The organism is Candidatus Roseilinea sp. NK_OTU-006 (genome assembly GCF_012931985.1).
Classification (GTDB): Bacteria; Chloroflexota; Anaerolineae; order J036; family Brachytrichaceae; genus JAAFGM01.
On the sequence record NZ_JAAFGM010000013.1, the window covers coordinates 26,277 to 40,702 of the forward strand.

Annotated in this window: 11 protein-coding genes; 5 read left to right on the forward strand and 6 right to left on the reverse strand. The window is 64.1% G+C overall.

Annotated elements, in window-relative coordinates; translation table 11 throughout:
• Positions 1 to 2: 2 nt before the first annotated feature.
• The 4 genes from GXH28_RS08755 to GXH28_RS08770 all read left to right on the forward strand — a co-directional run bounded on the left by GXH28_RS08755 (position 3) and on the right by GXH28_RS08770 (position 3,371).
• Positions 3 to 281 (forward strand): hypothetical protein, encoded by a 279-nt coding sequence (locus GXH28_RS08755; protein ID WP_169238650.1) that lies wholly within the window; start codon positions 3 to 5, stop codon positions 279 to 281.
• Positions 278 to 1,483: a sensor histidine kinase gene (locus tag GXH28_RS08760; RefSeq protein WP_169238651.1), complete on the forward strand. Its 1,206-nt coding sequence runs from the start codon at positions 278 to 280 to the stop codon at positions 1,481 to 1,483. The genes GXH28_RS08755 and GXH28_RS08760 overlap by 4 nt, the downstream gene beginning before the upstream one ends.
• Before the next feature lie 81 nt (positions 1,484 to 1,564).
• On the forward strand, positions 1,565 to 2,296 hold the full coding sequence (locus tag GXH28_RS08765) for an HAD family hydrolase (RefSeq protein ID WP_169238652.1): 732 nt from the start codon (positions 1,565 to 1,567) through the stop codon (positions 2,294 to 2,296).
• 181 nt (positions 2,297 to 2,477) lie between these two features.
• Positions 2,478 to 3,371: a class I SAM-dependent methyltransferase gene (locus tag GXH28_RS08770; protein ID WP_169238653.1), complete on the forward strand. Its 894-nt coding sequence runs from the start codon at positions 2,478 to 2,480 to the stop codon at positions 3,369 to 3,371.
• Positions 3,372 to 3,383: 12 nt separating this feature from the next.
• On the opposite strand, the gene GXH28_RS08775 is transcribed toward GXH28_RS08770, so the two are convergent.
• From GXH28_RS08775 to GXH28_RS08790, 4 genes are all read right to left on the reverse strand, one after another.
• Complete coding sequence (locus GXH28_RS08775) at positions 3,384 to 5,501, reverse strand: hypothetical protein (protein WP_169238654.1); 2,118 nt, start codon at positions 5,499 to 5,501, stop codon at positions 3,384 to 3,386.
• A complete protein-coding gene (gene ligA / locus GXH28_RS08780; protein ID WP_320447938.1) occupies positions 5,491 to 7,593 on the reverse strand; it encodes an NAD-dependent DNA ligase LigA in 2,103 nt (700 codons plus the stop codon). The genes GXH28_RS08775 and ligA overlap by 11 nt, the downstream gene beginning before the upstream one ends.
• Positions 7,590 to 8,552 (reverse strand): alcohol dehydrogenase catalytic domain-containing protein, encoded by a 963-nt coding sequence (locus GXH28_RS08785; protein ID WP_169238655.1) that lies wholly within the window; start codon positions 8,550 to 8,552, stop codon positions 7,590 to 7,592. Before GXH28_RS08785 ends, ligA begins: the two co-directional genes overlap by 4 nt.
• Positions 8,553 to 8,626: 74 nt before the next feature.
• Positions 8,627 to 9,973, reverse strand: coding sequence for an aspartate aminotransferase family protein (locus GXH28_RS08790; RefSeq protein WP_240550292.1), 1,347 nt, complete (start codon positions 9,971 to 9,973; stop codon positions 8,627 to 8,629).
• Positions 9,974 to 10,238: 265 nt separating this feature from the next.
• On the opposite strand from GXH28_RS08790, the gene GXH28_RS08795 reads away from it, so the two are divergent.
• Positions 10,239 to 12,377, forward strand: coding sequence for a carbohydrate binding domain-containing protein (locus GXH28_RS08795; RefSeq protein WP_169238656.1), 2,139 nt, complete (start codon positions 10,239 to 10,241; stop codon positions 12,375 to 12,377).
• Between the two features lie 23 nt (positions 12,378 to 12,400).
• On the opposite strand, the gene GXH28_RS08800 is transcribed toward GXH28_RS08795, so the two are convergent.
• Together GXH28_RS08800 and wecB are read right to left on the reverse strand one after the other, a co-directional pair.
• Complete coding sequence (locus GXH28_RS08800; protein WP_240550293.1) at positions 12,401 to 13,240, reverse strand: Fumble domain-containing protein; 840 nt, start codon at positions 13,238 to 13,240, stop codon at positions 12,401 to 12,403.
• A gap of 14 nt (positions 13,241 to 13,254) precedes the next feature.
• A complete protein-coding gene (gene wecB, locus GXH28_RS08805; protein WP_169238658.1) occupies positions 13,255 to 14,391 on the reverse strand; it encodes a non-hydrolyzing UDP-N-acetylglucosamine 2-epimerase in 1,137 nt (378 codons plus the stop codon).
• Between the last annotated feature and the right edge of the window lie 35 nt (positions 14,392 to 14,426).

Sequence of the window (14,426 nt, forward strand, 5' to 3'; positions counted from 1 at the left end):
ACATGACACACACCACGTCAAAACTCACTCCCGAGGACATCGCCTGGCTAGAGCGCCGGCTCAGCGCTGCAGTTGCGCCGGTTGCGCCTCGCCCCGAGTTCGTCTCGCGCGCCAAGCAAGAGCTGATGGGGGCACCCGTCGTCCATCCACGGTCGGCGTGGGTGAAGCGCAGCGTGCTGGCGGCAGCCGCGCTTTCTACGTTCTCACTGGTGGCCATGTTGGCCTATTTACGCCGCCACAGGCGAGCCCCGTCGGTGGATCGCGCGCACAACAACACATGAACACGGCGTTTGTGATCGGCGTCACGGCGGTTTCTTTTCTCGTCATCGCCATTTTGCTCACACAACTCAGGCGCGCGCTGGACAGCGCGACGCGCCTGGGCGATACCATCCGGCGGTTGCGCCGACAGCTCGACACGACCCGCGAAGAACTCGCACGATGCCAAGAAGCTAAAGCAGCGATGGGCGAGGCGGTGTTCGATCCAGTCATCTTCGTGGACAATCACCGGCAGATCACGGCGTGCAATCACGCCGCCGACCGGCTCGGGATTTGCAAAGTCGGCCACAGCCTGATCGAAGCGACCCGCTCGTATGAGCTGGATAGCCTGGCCGGCGACACGATCGCCGGGCGCACCGAACTGTCGCGCCAGTTGACCCTGCACAACCACCTGTTCCGCGCACAAGCTGCCCGCTTCACCGGCGGCGCGGTGATTGTGCTGCGCGACGTGAGCGAACTACAACGCCTGGGCCGCGCCCGGCGCGACTTCGTCGCGAACATCTCACACGAGCTGCGCACTCCGCTCACCGCCATGAGCCTCCTGCTCGACACCTTTCGCGCCGAATCGGCCAACATCACACCGGCGCAACAACGCCTGCTTGGACAGATGCAAGACCAGACCGAGTCGCTCACCCAGTTGGTGCAGGAGCTTTCGGAGTTAACGCAGATCGAGTCAGGCCAAATGCCGATGCGCATGCTGCGCGCCTCACTGTATGACGTCGCCAACGCAGCCATCACCCGTCTGTCGCCGCAGGCCGAACGGGCCGGGTTGCGCATGATCAACGCCGTCCCCGAAGCGCAGCGCGGCCTGTTCGACCCAGACCAGATCCGACGTGTGCTCTCCAACCTCCTGCACAACGCGATCAAGTTCACGCCGCAGGGCCAGATCACGGTTTTCGTCCTGACGGACGAGGAGGCCGAACAACAACTTCAACGGCTGCGCGCCGATCCCAACGGCATAGATTTGACCGCACAGGATGTGTTGATCGTCGGCGTGCGCGACACGGGTGTCGGCATCCCACACGAGGAGTTGCCGCGCATCTTTGAACGCTTCTACAAAGTGGATCGCGCACGCGGCCAGGGCGGCACCGGCCTCGGCCTGTCCATCGCCAAACACATCGTCGAAGCGCACGGGGGGCGCATCTGGGCCGAGAGCACGTTGGGCAAAGGCACGACCTTCTACTTCACTGTGCCGCGCGAAGACTAAAGCGGGTCAGATCGTTAAGCAGCATGGTAACATCGCAGTATCTTCCCATAGACTCGCTCAAAAGCGATGGCCGATTCCCCTATGCACACCCGAAGATACCGAGCCGTGCTCTTCGACCTGGATGGCACCCTGCGCGCGAACCAACCCGAAGGCTTCGAAGCATTCGTGGAATACGCGGGGCGGGTGGGCATCGCCCTCACTGAAGAGCAGATCAAGATCTGCGAGCGCGAAGCGCATCGCTACTGGGCCAGCGATCGCGTGGATGCCGACATGGCGCGTTACGATCAGCGTGGCTTTTGGGTGAACTACAACCAGATTTTGCTCAACGCCATGAACGTCGCGCGCGACTGCGCGGATTGCGCCCATCGCATCCAGGACTTGTTCGACGGATACGACCCACAAGATGTGGTATTCGCCGACACGCGCCCGGTGTTGCAGGCGCTCCACGACGCCGGCTACACGCTCGGCCTGGTGTCGAACCGCGAAGAGCCACTCGAACCATTCGCAGAGCAATACGGCATTCGCCAGTTCTTCGCGTTCATGCTCTCGGCTGGCCAGGCCGGTTGCTACAAGCCAGATCCACGCATCTTTTATCGCGCGCTGGAGTTGGCCGGCAATGTCCCACCGTCGAAAGCCGTGTATATCGGCGACAACTTCTTCGCCGACGTGATCGGCGCGTTAAACGTCGGCATGGATGCGATCTTGATTGACCCGCGCAACGTGTTCGAGCGCTACTACACGACGCGCGTCAGGCGCCTGAGAGATGTGCTCAGCTTGATCGAAACGCGCCAGGCCGAGAGCAATGCGCGCTGACCGGACGGACAGGCGACCCCATGGGCGGGTTCGTTGCGCGCCGTGGCGCGACAACGCCGATGCGCATCCGCGCAAGGTGAGGGGGTGACGCCAGACATACCGAATCCCGCTCGGCTGGGATGAGTACACGGCAGAGGACGATCCCGTGCTCGGCGGCAGCCCTTGAGTATTTCGCATCGCGATGATTTGCGACTACGAAGGTTCGGACTACCGCACGCGCTTCTGGGAAAACGCCGATCGCGCCTACGAGGACGCCGTCGAACGCATTGCCATCGCGCACATGCTGCCGCCGCGCGGCGCGCGCATGGCCGAATTCGGTGCCGGCTTCGGCCGCCTGGCCGATCTGTATGCCGGCTATGACGAGGTGATTTTGCTGGACTACTCCCGCTCGTTGCTCGCAGAAGCGCGGCAGCGGTGGGGGCGCGACCCACGCTTCAAATTCGTCGCCGCCGACATCTATCACCTGCCGTTCGCGCCCGGTGTGCTCAGCGCCGCCACGATGATCCGCGTCATCCATCACATCGCCGATGTGCCGGCTGCGCTGATGCAGATCCGGCGCGCCATCGCGCCCGGCGGCACGTTCGTGCTTGAATTCGCCAACAAACGCAACCTCAAAGCGATGATGCGCTACCTGGCGCGGCGCCAACGCTGGAACCCCTATGCGCCCGAACCGATCGAGTTCGCGACGCTCAACTTCGACTTCCATCCGCGATGGATGTTGCAGGCGCTGCGCGCAGCCGGCTTCGACATCCGCGCCAAGCGGGTCGCATCTTACCTGCGCGCCGGTTTCCTCAAGCGCGTCCTGCCGCTCCAAATGATGGTGCGCATAGACGCGGCGCTCCAGCGCACCGCCGCGCTGGCGCTGCTCTCGCCCAGCGTGTTCGTGCAGTCGGTGGCCGTCGGCCAGGGTCACGAAGCCAAAGGGGAAGGCGCAGCGCTAGTCGGCGAGGGGATCTTCCGCAGCCCGCGTTCCGGGCAACCGCTGCGACGCGAGGGCGATACGCTGGTGTGTGACGCAGATGGCACGCGCTGGCGCGCAGAGGATAACTTCTATGATTTCAAGGCGCCACTCTAGCGACCGCCTCGATCAAGGCTGCGCGTTAGGTGCAGCTTCCGGCTGCTGTGGCGCTGCAGGACGCACGGTGATGCTATAGAGGCGCTCGCGCGTGGCGACATAGAGCGTGTTGCTGGTCGCATCCAGCGACATGTCCTGCGCGCCTACGAACTCGTCCTGTATGCCGCGATATTGGCGCACGAACCGGCCGCTCTTCGTCAGCTCCACGATCGAGCCGCTGCCGGCATCGAGCACGAATAAACTGCCGCGATTGGGATCGTCGCCGCTGAGCGCAATCGCCACAACCCGGCTCCACTGCTGATCGGGTAAGCCCGTCATGTTGAACTGCATCGGCTGACGGCTGAAATACTTCAAGATGGCGCCGTTGCGCTGCAACACATAAATCGCCCCATCAATCGCAAGGTCCAGGCTTTCTTTAAGGGGGTTATAGGGCGAGCGAAAATAAGCATCGCCCGAACCCAGTTTGTCGCCGGCCAGCCGGTAACGCCAGATTTGGCCCACCCCCGTGTCGAGCAAATAGACCGTGTTGTTGTATAGCTCGCCGGCCTGCACCCGCACCAGCGTTGCATCGGCATCAGCGGAGATGGGGATCGGCGAGGCGCGGCCCGTGGCCGAGCTGTACTCGAAGATTTGCCCGTCGGCGAACAACACCGCGCCCTCCGTCCGCCAGCGGTTATCGGTAGTGGTCGCCCAGGCCAGATCCACCAACGCTGCATTCGTGGTCGTCAAGCCCTCGCCGAACGCGATGCTCACCTTTTTGCCGGTCGTGCCGGTGCGTTCGGCGTTGAGCACGTAGTAGTCGGCGCTGTTGGTATCCCGATTGAGCACGTATACCCCCAGCGCCGAGGCGGCGATGCGGCGTGCTGCGCTGCCCTCCAACACGGCCAGCAGAATCGGCTGCACGCGCGTCACCTGGTTAATCTCATCAAGGCGGGCGCGCGCCTGCATCTTTGCCTCATCGAAGGCCGCGCGGTCTTGGGGGTTCTTCGCCTCATATTCGGAGATCATCTCCAGCGCTCGCGTCCAGTCAGCTTTGGCCTGAGCAGGGTCGGTCACAGCTCGAGCCGCTTCCACCTGGGCCTGCACATCGTTGCGCAGGCGAATCCGCTCTGCCTCGCCGCTGAACTGCAAATACAACACGGCCACGATGACAGCGACGACGATCGGGATCAAGACGGCAATGGCAGCCAAGAGAAAGGTTGCAGCGCGAGCGCGCTGTTCTACCTCGGCGGGCGTCTCTTGGGGCAACAAACGCGCGCCCAGGGCGACCAGGCTGCGCTGCACTGAACGCGCTGCCTGGTTGACTGTGGCGGCGACGGTCGCCGCTACCGGCAGGCCCGCCGATGCAGCGGCCTGCGCCGAGCCAGCAGGGGCAAATGGCGATTCAGCGCGGCGCGTGGCAGCGCCGGTTTCGGCGGAGGATCGCGCCGGTTGAGCAAAGGCGGATCGGGTCGCGCCGGAGGCGACATCCACCGATAGCGCGACGCCGATCATGCGGCCGCGTTTAACGTTGGCGTTGAGATACCCGGCGACCATGCGCGCGTCGCCCTTGCCCATACAGACGCGGATCAGCTCATCGCTTACCCCCAGGGTCGAGCGCGAACCGGTCAGCACGAAGACATCGCCAGGCTGTACGGCAAAGTTATTGAACTGCACATCCACCGACGGGCTGATGCCGACGACCTGAGCCGGAGTTGCGGCATAGGGCGCGACCACTTCAAAAGCCCCAGCGTCCGAACGCGCATAGGCGATCGCAGGGCCGGCCTGCGCGATGATCAAGCCGTTCTCCATAACCAGCGCACAGCTAATCGAACCTTCCAGACGGCGGCTAGGTGGCGCACCCTTGTTCAACTGCAAGATGCGGTCGTTGGCCAGTTGGATCGCCAAGCGCAATGCGGAGGTCACGCCGCCCGGCGCCCGCATAAACGCATCGTGCAACACGCGGGCGATGTCGGCGCATGTCGAAGGCGAGGCAGTGGGCAGATCGAGGAAGACGACCAACTTCTCGCTCTCTGAGGCCGTGCGCTTGCCCACAACGTGCAGCGAAACTTGCGGCGTGTCGCCCAACTCTTCACCGTTGATGACGTTGATGGAAGAGAACGAGATGTCGTACATCAAATCAGCGCGCAAGGCGGCGCAATTCTTCCTCGCTAATTGTCGGCACGTTCAACTGCTGCGCTTTTTTTATTTTACTCGCGCCCGGCGCGTCACCCACCACCAGATAAGTCGTATTTTTGCTGACGCTATCCGTCACTTTGCCACCCTGCGACTCGATCCACGCAGCAATCGCCTCGCGTGGCTGCGACAGTGTGCCGGTTATGACAAAGGTATAGCCGGCAAGCGGCCCTTCCGCCTTCGCCTGCGAGCCGCGCGCCGCTTGTCGCGGATCCACGCCGGCGCGCTTCAGCTTTGCGATGAGCGCACGGGTGCTCTCACGTTTGGCCCACTCGCTCACGCTCTCAGCAATGACCGGGCCGACGCCCTCAATCGCCTGCAGGGCTTCCGGTGACGCGCTGGCCGCCTGGACCAGCGCGTCTAAACTGCCGAAGCGGTCGGCCAGCGCCCGCGCCGCCACTTCGCCCACATGACGAATGCCCAACCCGATGATCAGGCGATACAGCGGCTGTCGCTTCGACGCCTCGATCGCATCCAGCAGCTTCTGCGCCTTGCGTTCGGCGAACTTCTCAAGCCCCAGCAGGTCTTCCTTCTTCAGCGTGTACAGATCGGCGACATCGGCAATCAGCCCGGCTTCGATCAGTTGCGCGACGATCTTCTCGCCCAGCCCTGCGATGTCCATCGCGCTGCTGCCGACGAAGTGGCTGATGGCACGATCCAGCCGACCGGGGCAATCCGCGTTCGTGCAATAGAGCGCCACCTCACCTTCGCGGCGCACGAGCGCTGTCCCGCAGAATGGGCATTCGGTTGGCGGTGTGATGATGCGTTCCCGACCGGTGCGCGCAGCGATCACCGGGCCGGCGACGTAGGGGATCACGTCGCCGGCGCGCTTGACGATGACGCGGTCGCCGATGCGAATGTCCTTGCGAGCGATATCGTCGTAGTTGTGCAGCGTGGCGTTGGTGATCGTGATCCCGCCGATGTGCACCGGCTCCAGCACCGCGTTCGGCACGATGTTCCCTGTTCGGCCAATCGTGACGTTGACATCTTTCAGGATGGTCGTAGCTTCGCGGGCCGGGAATTTGAAGGCAATCGCGCCGCGCGGATCCTTGCCGACGTAGCCCAACCGCTGCGCCAGCTCCAAGTCATTCAGCTTGATGACCATGCCATCAATCTCGAAGGGCAGATCGTCGCGCTTCTCGACGTACGACGCGCAATAGGCGATGGCGCTTTCCAAGTCGCCGAAGCGTTGGGCGATGTGCGTGACCGGGAAGCCCAATTGCCGTAGATAGTCCAGCGTCTCCCACTGGGTGCGGGGCGGCGTCTGGCCGTCGGCGCCAGGGGCGAAATCCACGATGGCGTAGCACAACAGGCGCAGCGGACGCCTTGCCGTTAAGCTAGGATCGAGTTGGCGCAGCGCGCCGGCGGCGGCATTGCGCGGATTGGCAAACGTTCGCTCGCCGGCTGCCCGTTGCGCTTGATTCAGCTTCTCGAAATCGGCGATCGGCATGAACGCCTCGCCGCGCACACTCAGGCGAGCCGGTGGGGTCATAGCGCCCTCGCGCCGCAGCGCTAAAGGCACACTCTTCACGGCGCGCAAATTGGCCGTGATGTCTTCGCCCACCAGGCCATCGCCGCGCGTCGCGCCCTGTACGAACACGCCATCGGCATACGTCAGCACCACGGTCAGCCCGTCAATCTTCGGCTCGACCACGTAGTCGTCCAGGGCGCTGAGGTCGCTGCTGGCGCCGAGATACTGCTGCGCATACTTGATTAGGCGGTCGCGCCAGGCGCGCACATCGGCCGCGTCGAACGCATTGCCCAGGCTGAGGATGGGTTGCGGGTGACGCACTTTAGCAAACCCCTCGGCTGCCGGCGCACCCACCCGCTGAGTCGGCGAATCCGGCGTGATCAGCTCGGGATATCGAGACTCGATCTCGCGCAGCTCGTTCAGGAGCGCATCAAACTCAGCGTCGCTGATGATCGGCGCATCGAGCACATGGTAGCGATAGTTGTGCTCGTTAATCTCGGCGCGCAACCAGGCCGCGCGCTCAACAACGCTCTGAGGCACGGGGTCGGCGCTAGAGGCAGCAGGCGAACGGCTCACGGCTCCAGGATCACCTTAACGGCCTCGCGGCGGTGGATGCGTTCGAGCGCCTCCGCCATGTGAGAGAGCGACAGGGTATGCGTAATCACCGGCGCGGTGCGCACCTGCCCGCGCGCGATCAGGTCCAGACTGGCCTCAAAGTCGTCCCAAGTGTAGCAGAAGCTCCCCTCGACGCGCAACTCGCGGCGGATGATCTGCGCTGGGTCGAACATCCCGCGCTCGTGGAAGATGCCCAGCAGCAACACGCGCGCGCCTGGCGCCGCTGTGCGATACAGATCGGCAAACACGCTCGGCTTGCCGGTCGCCTCGATCACCACCGAGGGCAATGCGCCGCGGTTGGCCGCGCGCACGGCCTCAGTCAGGTCGCCGCAAGCCGCGGATTCGATCACTGCGTCGGCGCCGACGCGATGGGCGATCTCGCCGCGCAGGCCACGGCGCGGGGTGATGGCGATGACGCGCCGGACGCCGTGTGCGCGCACGGCCTGCAACGCATACAAGCCGATCGGCCCTAGGCCGAAGATCGCCACGTCGTCGCACGGTTGCAAGTTCAGACGACGGATGCCGCGGTAGGACGAGGCGAGCGGATCAACCGATGCGCCGTCGGCGAAGCTCAAATGATCGGGTAAACGATGTAGCGTCTTTGTTGGCGCCAGCACATACTCGGCAAACGCGCCGTTGATGTGGATGCCGATTTCGGTGATGCGCGGGCACAGGTTTTCCTGGCCGCGATAGCAAGCCGGGCACGCGCCGCAGCCGATCACCAAGCCCACCGCCACCCGGTCGCCGGTCTGCCAATCGGTCACGCCCGGGCCGAGCGCATCTATCTCGCCGGCAAATTCGTGGCCGGGGATCAGCGGATAAGGCACCGGCCGAATGCCCTCGAAGATGGGAATGTCGGTGCCACAGATGCCCACCGCGCGCACGCGCACGCGCACCCAGCCGGCCAGTGGTTGCGGCACAGGGACATCCTGCAAGACAAACCCCGGCCCCGGCGACGCTTTCACTACGGCAAGCATATCTCGGCCAGTTGGAATCAGGCGGCCAGACCTTGCACCACTTCGATCACTCGCGTCACGACCTCATCGGCCTGTCGCTCGGTGAGGATCAGGGCCGGCGCAAAGCGCAGCGCGCTGGGGCCGCACTTGGTCATCACCACCCCGTGCTTGCCGAGCGACTTAATCACTTGCTTCAGCAGGTCGGTGCTCAGGGGTTGGCCTTGCCGATCTACCAAGTCCACGGCGACCATCAACCCGCGCCCGCGCACCTCGCCGATGGCCGGCGCATACGGGCGCGCCTCCTCGAAGCCCTGTCTGAGCCGCGCGCCGACGCGCACGGCGTTCTCCAGCAGGCCCTCCTCGCGCATGATCGCGATCGTCTCCAGGCCGGCGCGGCAAGCGATGGGGTTGCCGCCGAAGGTGCTGCCGTGCGCCGCCGGCCACCAGCGGTCCATCAGATCGGCGCGGGCGATGATGCCACCCAGCGGCAGGCCGCCGCCGATGGCCTTGCCCAGAGCGACGATGTCGGGCGCGATGCCGCTGTGCTCAAAGGCAAACCAGCGCCCAGTGCGCCCCAGACCGGTCTGCACTTCGTCCACAATCAGCAGGGCGCCGGTGCGGTCGCACACCTGGCGCAGGAAAGGCAGAAAGTCATCTGGCGGCACGATGTAGCCGCCCTCGCCGGCAATCGGCTCGACGAGGATCGCGGCCAAGTCGTCGGGATGCACCAGCTTGTCGAGCGTCATCTGGATGAACGCCTTCCACTGGCCGCAGCAGTCCTGCGGCGCGCGCGGCCCATGGCCAAAGGCGCAACGCCCACAGCTCGGATAGGGCACGTGCTCGACGCCCGCGAGCAGCCCGCCCAAGTGTCGCCGATAGCCGCTGCTGCTGCCGGTAGCGGCCAGCGCGCCCATCGGCCGGCCGTGAAAGCCGTCAATGAACGCCAGCACCATGCTGCGGCCGGTGACCGCGCGCGCCAACTTTAACGCCGACTCCACGGCTTCGCTGCCGCTGTTGACCAGCAGCGCTTTGCCAACGTCGAGCGGCGGCGGCATCAGGCTGCGCAATGTCTCCACGATTTCTACGTAAGGCGCCATGTAGCCCACGTGCGCGGCAGCATGGATGAGCCGGCCGGCCTGGTCGGCGATCGCCTGCACCACGCGCGGATGGCAGTGGCCGACGTTCATCGTGGCGATGCCGGCGGCCATGTCGTAGTAACGATTGCCCTCGAAGTCATAGAGGAACACCCCCTCGCCGCGCGCGAAGGCGATATCGGTATAGCGATAGATTGCCGGGCTGACCACCGCGCGGTCACGGGCGATGAGGTCAGCAGAGGTCATTTGCGCCGTTCGCCCATTGGTCTTCTCGTGTGATGGGTGGATCATGGGCACAATTTTATTGCAACGGCGTTTCAAGCGCCTGCGTGGATGGGTCTTTCCGACGCGCTGATTGCCCCACATACTGTGGGAGAATAGCCGTGGAAGAATAGCGTGGCTTGTGCTGATGCATGTCTCACCCATGCAGAGGAATGCCCCTGCGTGTATGGGTGCCGATAATGCGGCATAATCCCACGGCGTTCAATAACATGCCCTTAAACGATGGCGCTTAGATTAGCGTAGAAATATGAGAGGAAAGGGTCGATATTTCACTGTGCTGTCGCTCGCGATGGGGGTGATTCTTTGGCTCGTCTCGGCGAACTTGCAGCAGGCGAGCGCCAAGCCGACCGCCGATCGGGTGGTGTATGCCGATAGCTTGGCGTCGGGGTGGAGCAACTGGTCGTGGAACACTACGGTCAACTTCAACAACACCAGTCCCGTCTTTGGCGGCAGCAAGTCAATCGCTGCGACGTTGAACCAAGCCTGGGCAGGTCTGTCGCTCAGGACGGATACGCCGGTGCTGCCCTCCCAGCACTACACGCTGACGCTGCGGGTGCACGGCGGCGTGGGATCGCCCAAGCAGCTTCGGTTCTACGTGCAAGAGAATGATGCTTCTGGAGCAGTCGGTCAGTATGACTTTACAGTTGCCGCAGGCACGTGGATGGCCATCACGCGCACCTTTGCCGATCTGGGCGACCCCGCACAAGTGGCGCGCATCACCATCATGGATCGCGCGGGCTTCGCGCAGGGGACGTTTTACGTGGACGAAATTCGCTGGCTGAGCGCGCCATCGTCGGTCAGCCTGGCGGTGACGGTCACCATCCAGGCGAGCAACGTGCTCACACCGTTTTTGCCGGATATGCTCGCCAGCAATCTCCCTGCCTGGCTTGGCCCCACCCGGTTCGGCAATGCGACCTTCCACGCGCGGACAGCAGCTTCCGGGCTTACGTTGCTGCGCTTGCCCGGCGGGAGCTGGAGCAACAGCTACGGCTGGCTGAGCTGTGAGATGGGCAGCAATCAACCGGGCGTCGAGCCTTGCGGCCCGGTGTCGGCGTCGTGGGCACCGTGGGCATCGAGGCCGACCGATTTCATCAACTTTTTGAAGGCGACCGGCATGCGCGGCATGTGGGTGGTCAATCCCAACAGCACGTCCAAAGAAGCCGCTGCGCTGGTCGCCTTCATGAATGGCAGCGTCAACGACTCTCGCCTGATCGGCACGGACATTCGCGGCACGAACTGGTACACCGTGGGGCGTTGGGCGGCGCTGCGCGTGGCCGGCGGCAATCCCGATCCGGTCGGCATCAAGCTGTGGGAGTTCGGCAACGAAATGTATGCCAGCAAGTCCAGTACAGCCTCATCCAGCAGCGCTGGTCTGTGCGTCGGTTGGGCTTGGGAGGACACCTGGACGTGCGACGGCTATGAGTACGTCAACGGCGTGGGCAGCGGGTCAAGCCGCCGAGAGGGTTACCTGGAGTTCCGTCAGCAGATGCAATTGGTGGACCCCACCATCACGCTGGCGGCAGTAGGAATGGAATATCCCGGCACGCCCTCCGATGTTGGCGGCCCCACGTATTCCGGCTGGGGCAGCCGCGTGATCTCGGCGGCGGGGGCCCATTTGGAGATGTACGCCATTCACCCCTACCCCTTCTTCAACCTTCCTTCGCTGATGTCTCAAGTGCTGGCCTCCCCTCAAACGCACTGGCCAACCATTATGAGCCATGTGCGCAGCGCCTTCAACATCTATGGCGGAGGGCGACAGGCGCCGGTGGCGGTTACCGAATTCAACCTGGTGAGCGTATCGAGCCAGGACACAGGTCAATGGATGACGCGCGCGGTCAATGCGCTCTTCCTTGCCGATTCCCTCGGCCAAGCGGCCCAGCAGGGGGCTGTGCTGTTTGCGCAGTGGGATTTGGCCAACGGCCGGGATGGATCCAGTGGCTCGGAATACGGCCTGATGCATGAGGACAACGGCTTTTTCCGCGCGCCGCAGTACTATGTGTATCCCCTCTGGTCGCGCTTTGGCACGCGCATGGTGGAAGCGACCTCCACGGCCGACCCTGCATCTCAGGTCAGCGTGTATGCCGGCTGGGTGAACACCAGCACAGTGTCGCTGTTGGCCGTGAACAAGATGGCAACGCCGGTTATAGCAACCATTCAGACACCAGGATTTGGGCCGCTGATCGGGGGGATGAAGTGGCAGATCGTGGCCGCGAGCCTGGGCGCGCAAAACGTGACCTACAACGGCGTGCTGAACCCCACCGACGACTTGTCAAACGCGCCGCCGACGGCGCTGACCGTGTCCGGGTATTCCACCACGCAAGTGCTGCCGCCCTATTCGGTGACGCTGTTTCATCTACAGCAGCCGCCGCCAAGCTACCCGCCGAGGGTGTGGACACCCATCGTGCGGCGGTAATCCATAGCGGGTGGTTCTCTGCATTACTGCACTCGCGCAGCGCCAACCAGCGCGCCGATGGCTGTGGCGCAGCCCGGCATCTCCGGGATGGTGAAGTTTACGCCGTAATACCCACCGACCGCTTGAAGCACCCTGCGCACACACGCCAGATCTACCAGGTGGCCGACGACGACGATCGGCTCCAGCCGCTCCGCGCGCGCGGCGTTGATGGCGATCACCGCGATCACCTGGCCAACCATCACGGCCACGCCGGCGGCCAAGTCTTTGCGATCCACTTGGGCCAGTTCGGGCGTCGCCGCGCGGCCAAAGTTGACCGCGTTTGCATCGGCCGGCAGTCGGCCAATTGCGCCGCCGGTTGCCTCGAGCAATGTGATGTCTACTTTGTTGGAATCGCCGGCCATCGCCAGCGCGTCAATTTCCCGCGCATCGGCAGTGCCGATCAGCAGTTTACACAGGCCGATCAACGTCCCGCCGCCAACTGCGCTGCCGGTGACATGCTGTGCGCTGTTGTTGCGGACGGCGACCATGGCTGTGCCCGAGCCGGCGCTGACCACGAGCGCTTCTTGCAGCGCGGGTTGTTGGCGCTGCGCAAGGCGCAGCCCGCCCAGGCCGATTGCTTCGATCTCGCCCACTTTGACGATGGGCACGCCATCGATCGCATCCGGCAGTTGGCGATGCCGACCGCCGGTGACACAAATCTGTCGGAAGTCGGCAACGTCGCATCCCAGCGCGGCAAGGGCGCGCCGCACCTGCGCCACATCCACCGCACGCTGGCTGGGCAGTGTAGCAACGTGTAGGGCGTCCCCATCGCTTGTCGCCACAACGTCCACGTGCGTCAAGCCGAAGTCAATCGCAGCGCTCATCGTAGCCATTCATCCTAAGAGTCACGCGCCAGAATCGCTTCGACAATCCGTTCGCTTGCCCGGCCATCGCCATAGGGGTTCTCGACTGAAGTCATGCGTCGGTAGGCCTCGCGATCATCGAGCAGGCGCGACGCCTCGGCAACGATCCGATCAGGGTGGCTGCCGACCAGGCGCGCTGCGCCGAGCGTTACGACCTCCGGTCGCTCGGTCACCTCGCGCAATATCAGCACGGGTTTGTGCAGGCTGGGCGCCTCCTCCTGGATGCCGCCCGAGTCGGTGAGTATGAGATAAGCGTGCTGCATCAGCGCGATCATAGTCTCGTAGTCCACCGGCCGGATCAAGGCGATGTTGGGCACACCGCTGAGCAGGGCCTGCGCCGGCCCGGCGATATTCGGGTTGTAGTGAACCGGATAGACGATCTGGACGTCGGGATAGCGCTCGGCAATGGTGCGCAAAGCGCGACAGATATTCGCAAAAGGCGCGCCGAAGCTCTCGCGCCGATGGGCGGTGACCAAGATCATCCGCTTGCGGAAGCAGTCGTCGCGCGTGCCCAGCTCGCCGATGCGTTCGATCAGCGCGCGCGCGTTGATGCGCCGGGATGTGATGAGCAGCGCATCGACAACCGTGTTGCCGGTGACGATGATCCGTTCGGCGGGGATACCCTCGCGCAGCAAGTGGTCGCGCGCCGTCGCCGTGGGTGCAAAGTGCAGGTCGGCCAACAAATCGGCGATGCGCCGATTCGCTTCTTCGGGGAACGGCTGTTGCAAGTTGCCGCTGCGCAGGCCGGCCTCGACATGCCCGATGCGAATGCGCCGATAGAACGCGGCCAAGCTGGCCGCCATCGCGGTTGTGGTGTCACCTTGCGTCAGCACCCAATCGGGTCGGGCATCGTTGAACACGGCATCGAGCGCCGCCAGAATGCGTGCGGTGGAGTCGGCCAGGCTTTGATCGGGCCGCATGAGCTGCAAATCGAAGTCTAGGCGAATCGCGAAGGAGCGGAGCGCAGCATCCAGCATCTCGCGATGTTGGCCGGTGGAGCACACCAATGTCCGGATGCGATCCGCGCGTCGTTGAAGCGTGCGGATCACCGGCGCCAGCTTAATCGCCTCTGGGCGCGTGCCCAGCACGACCATCACGTTCAGAGTTGGCATCGGGGAGCGAATGTCGAATGCGCAACGTCGGGAAG

Coding starts and splice junctions, on each gene's coding strand:
- GXH28_RS08760 (WP_169238651.1), top strand. CDS start 278: ATGAACACGGCGTTTGTGATCGGCGTCACGGCGGTTTCTTTTCTCGTC.
- GXH28_RS08765 (WP_169238652.1), top strand. CDS start 1,565: ATGCACACCCGAAGATACCGAGCCGTGCTCTTCGACCTGGATGGCACC.
- wecB (WP_169238658.1), bottom strand. CDS start 14,391: ATGCCAACTCTGAACGTGATGGTCGTGCTGGGCACGCGCCCAGAGGCG.
- GXH28_RS08800 (WP_240550293.1), bottom strand. CDS start 13,240: ATGAGCGCTGCGATTGACTTCGGCTTGACGCACGTGGACGTTGTGGCG.
- GXH28_RS08755 (WP_169238650.1), top strand. CDS start 3: ATGACACACACCACGTCAAAACTCACTCCCGAGGACATCGCCTGGCTA.
- GXH28_RS08770 (WP_169238653.1), top strand. CDS start 2,478: ATGATTTGCGACTACGAAGGTTCGGACTACCGCACGCGCTTCTGGGAA.
- GXH28_RS08790 (WP_240550292.1), bottom strand. CDS start 9,973: ATGATCCACCCATCACACGAGAAGACCAATGGGCGAACGGCGCAAATG.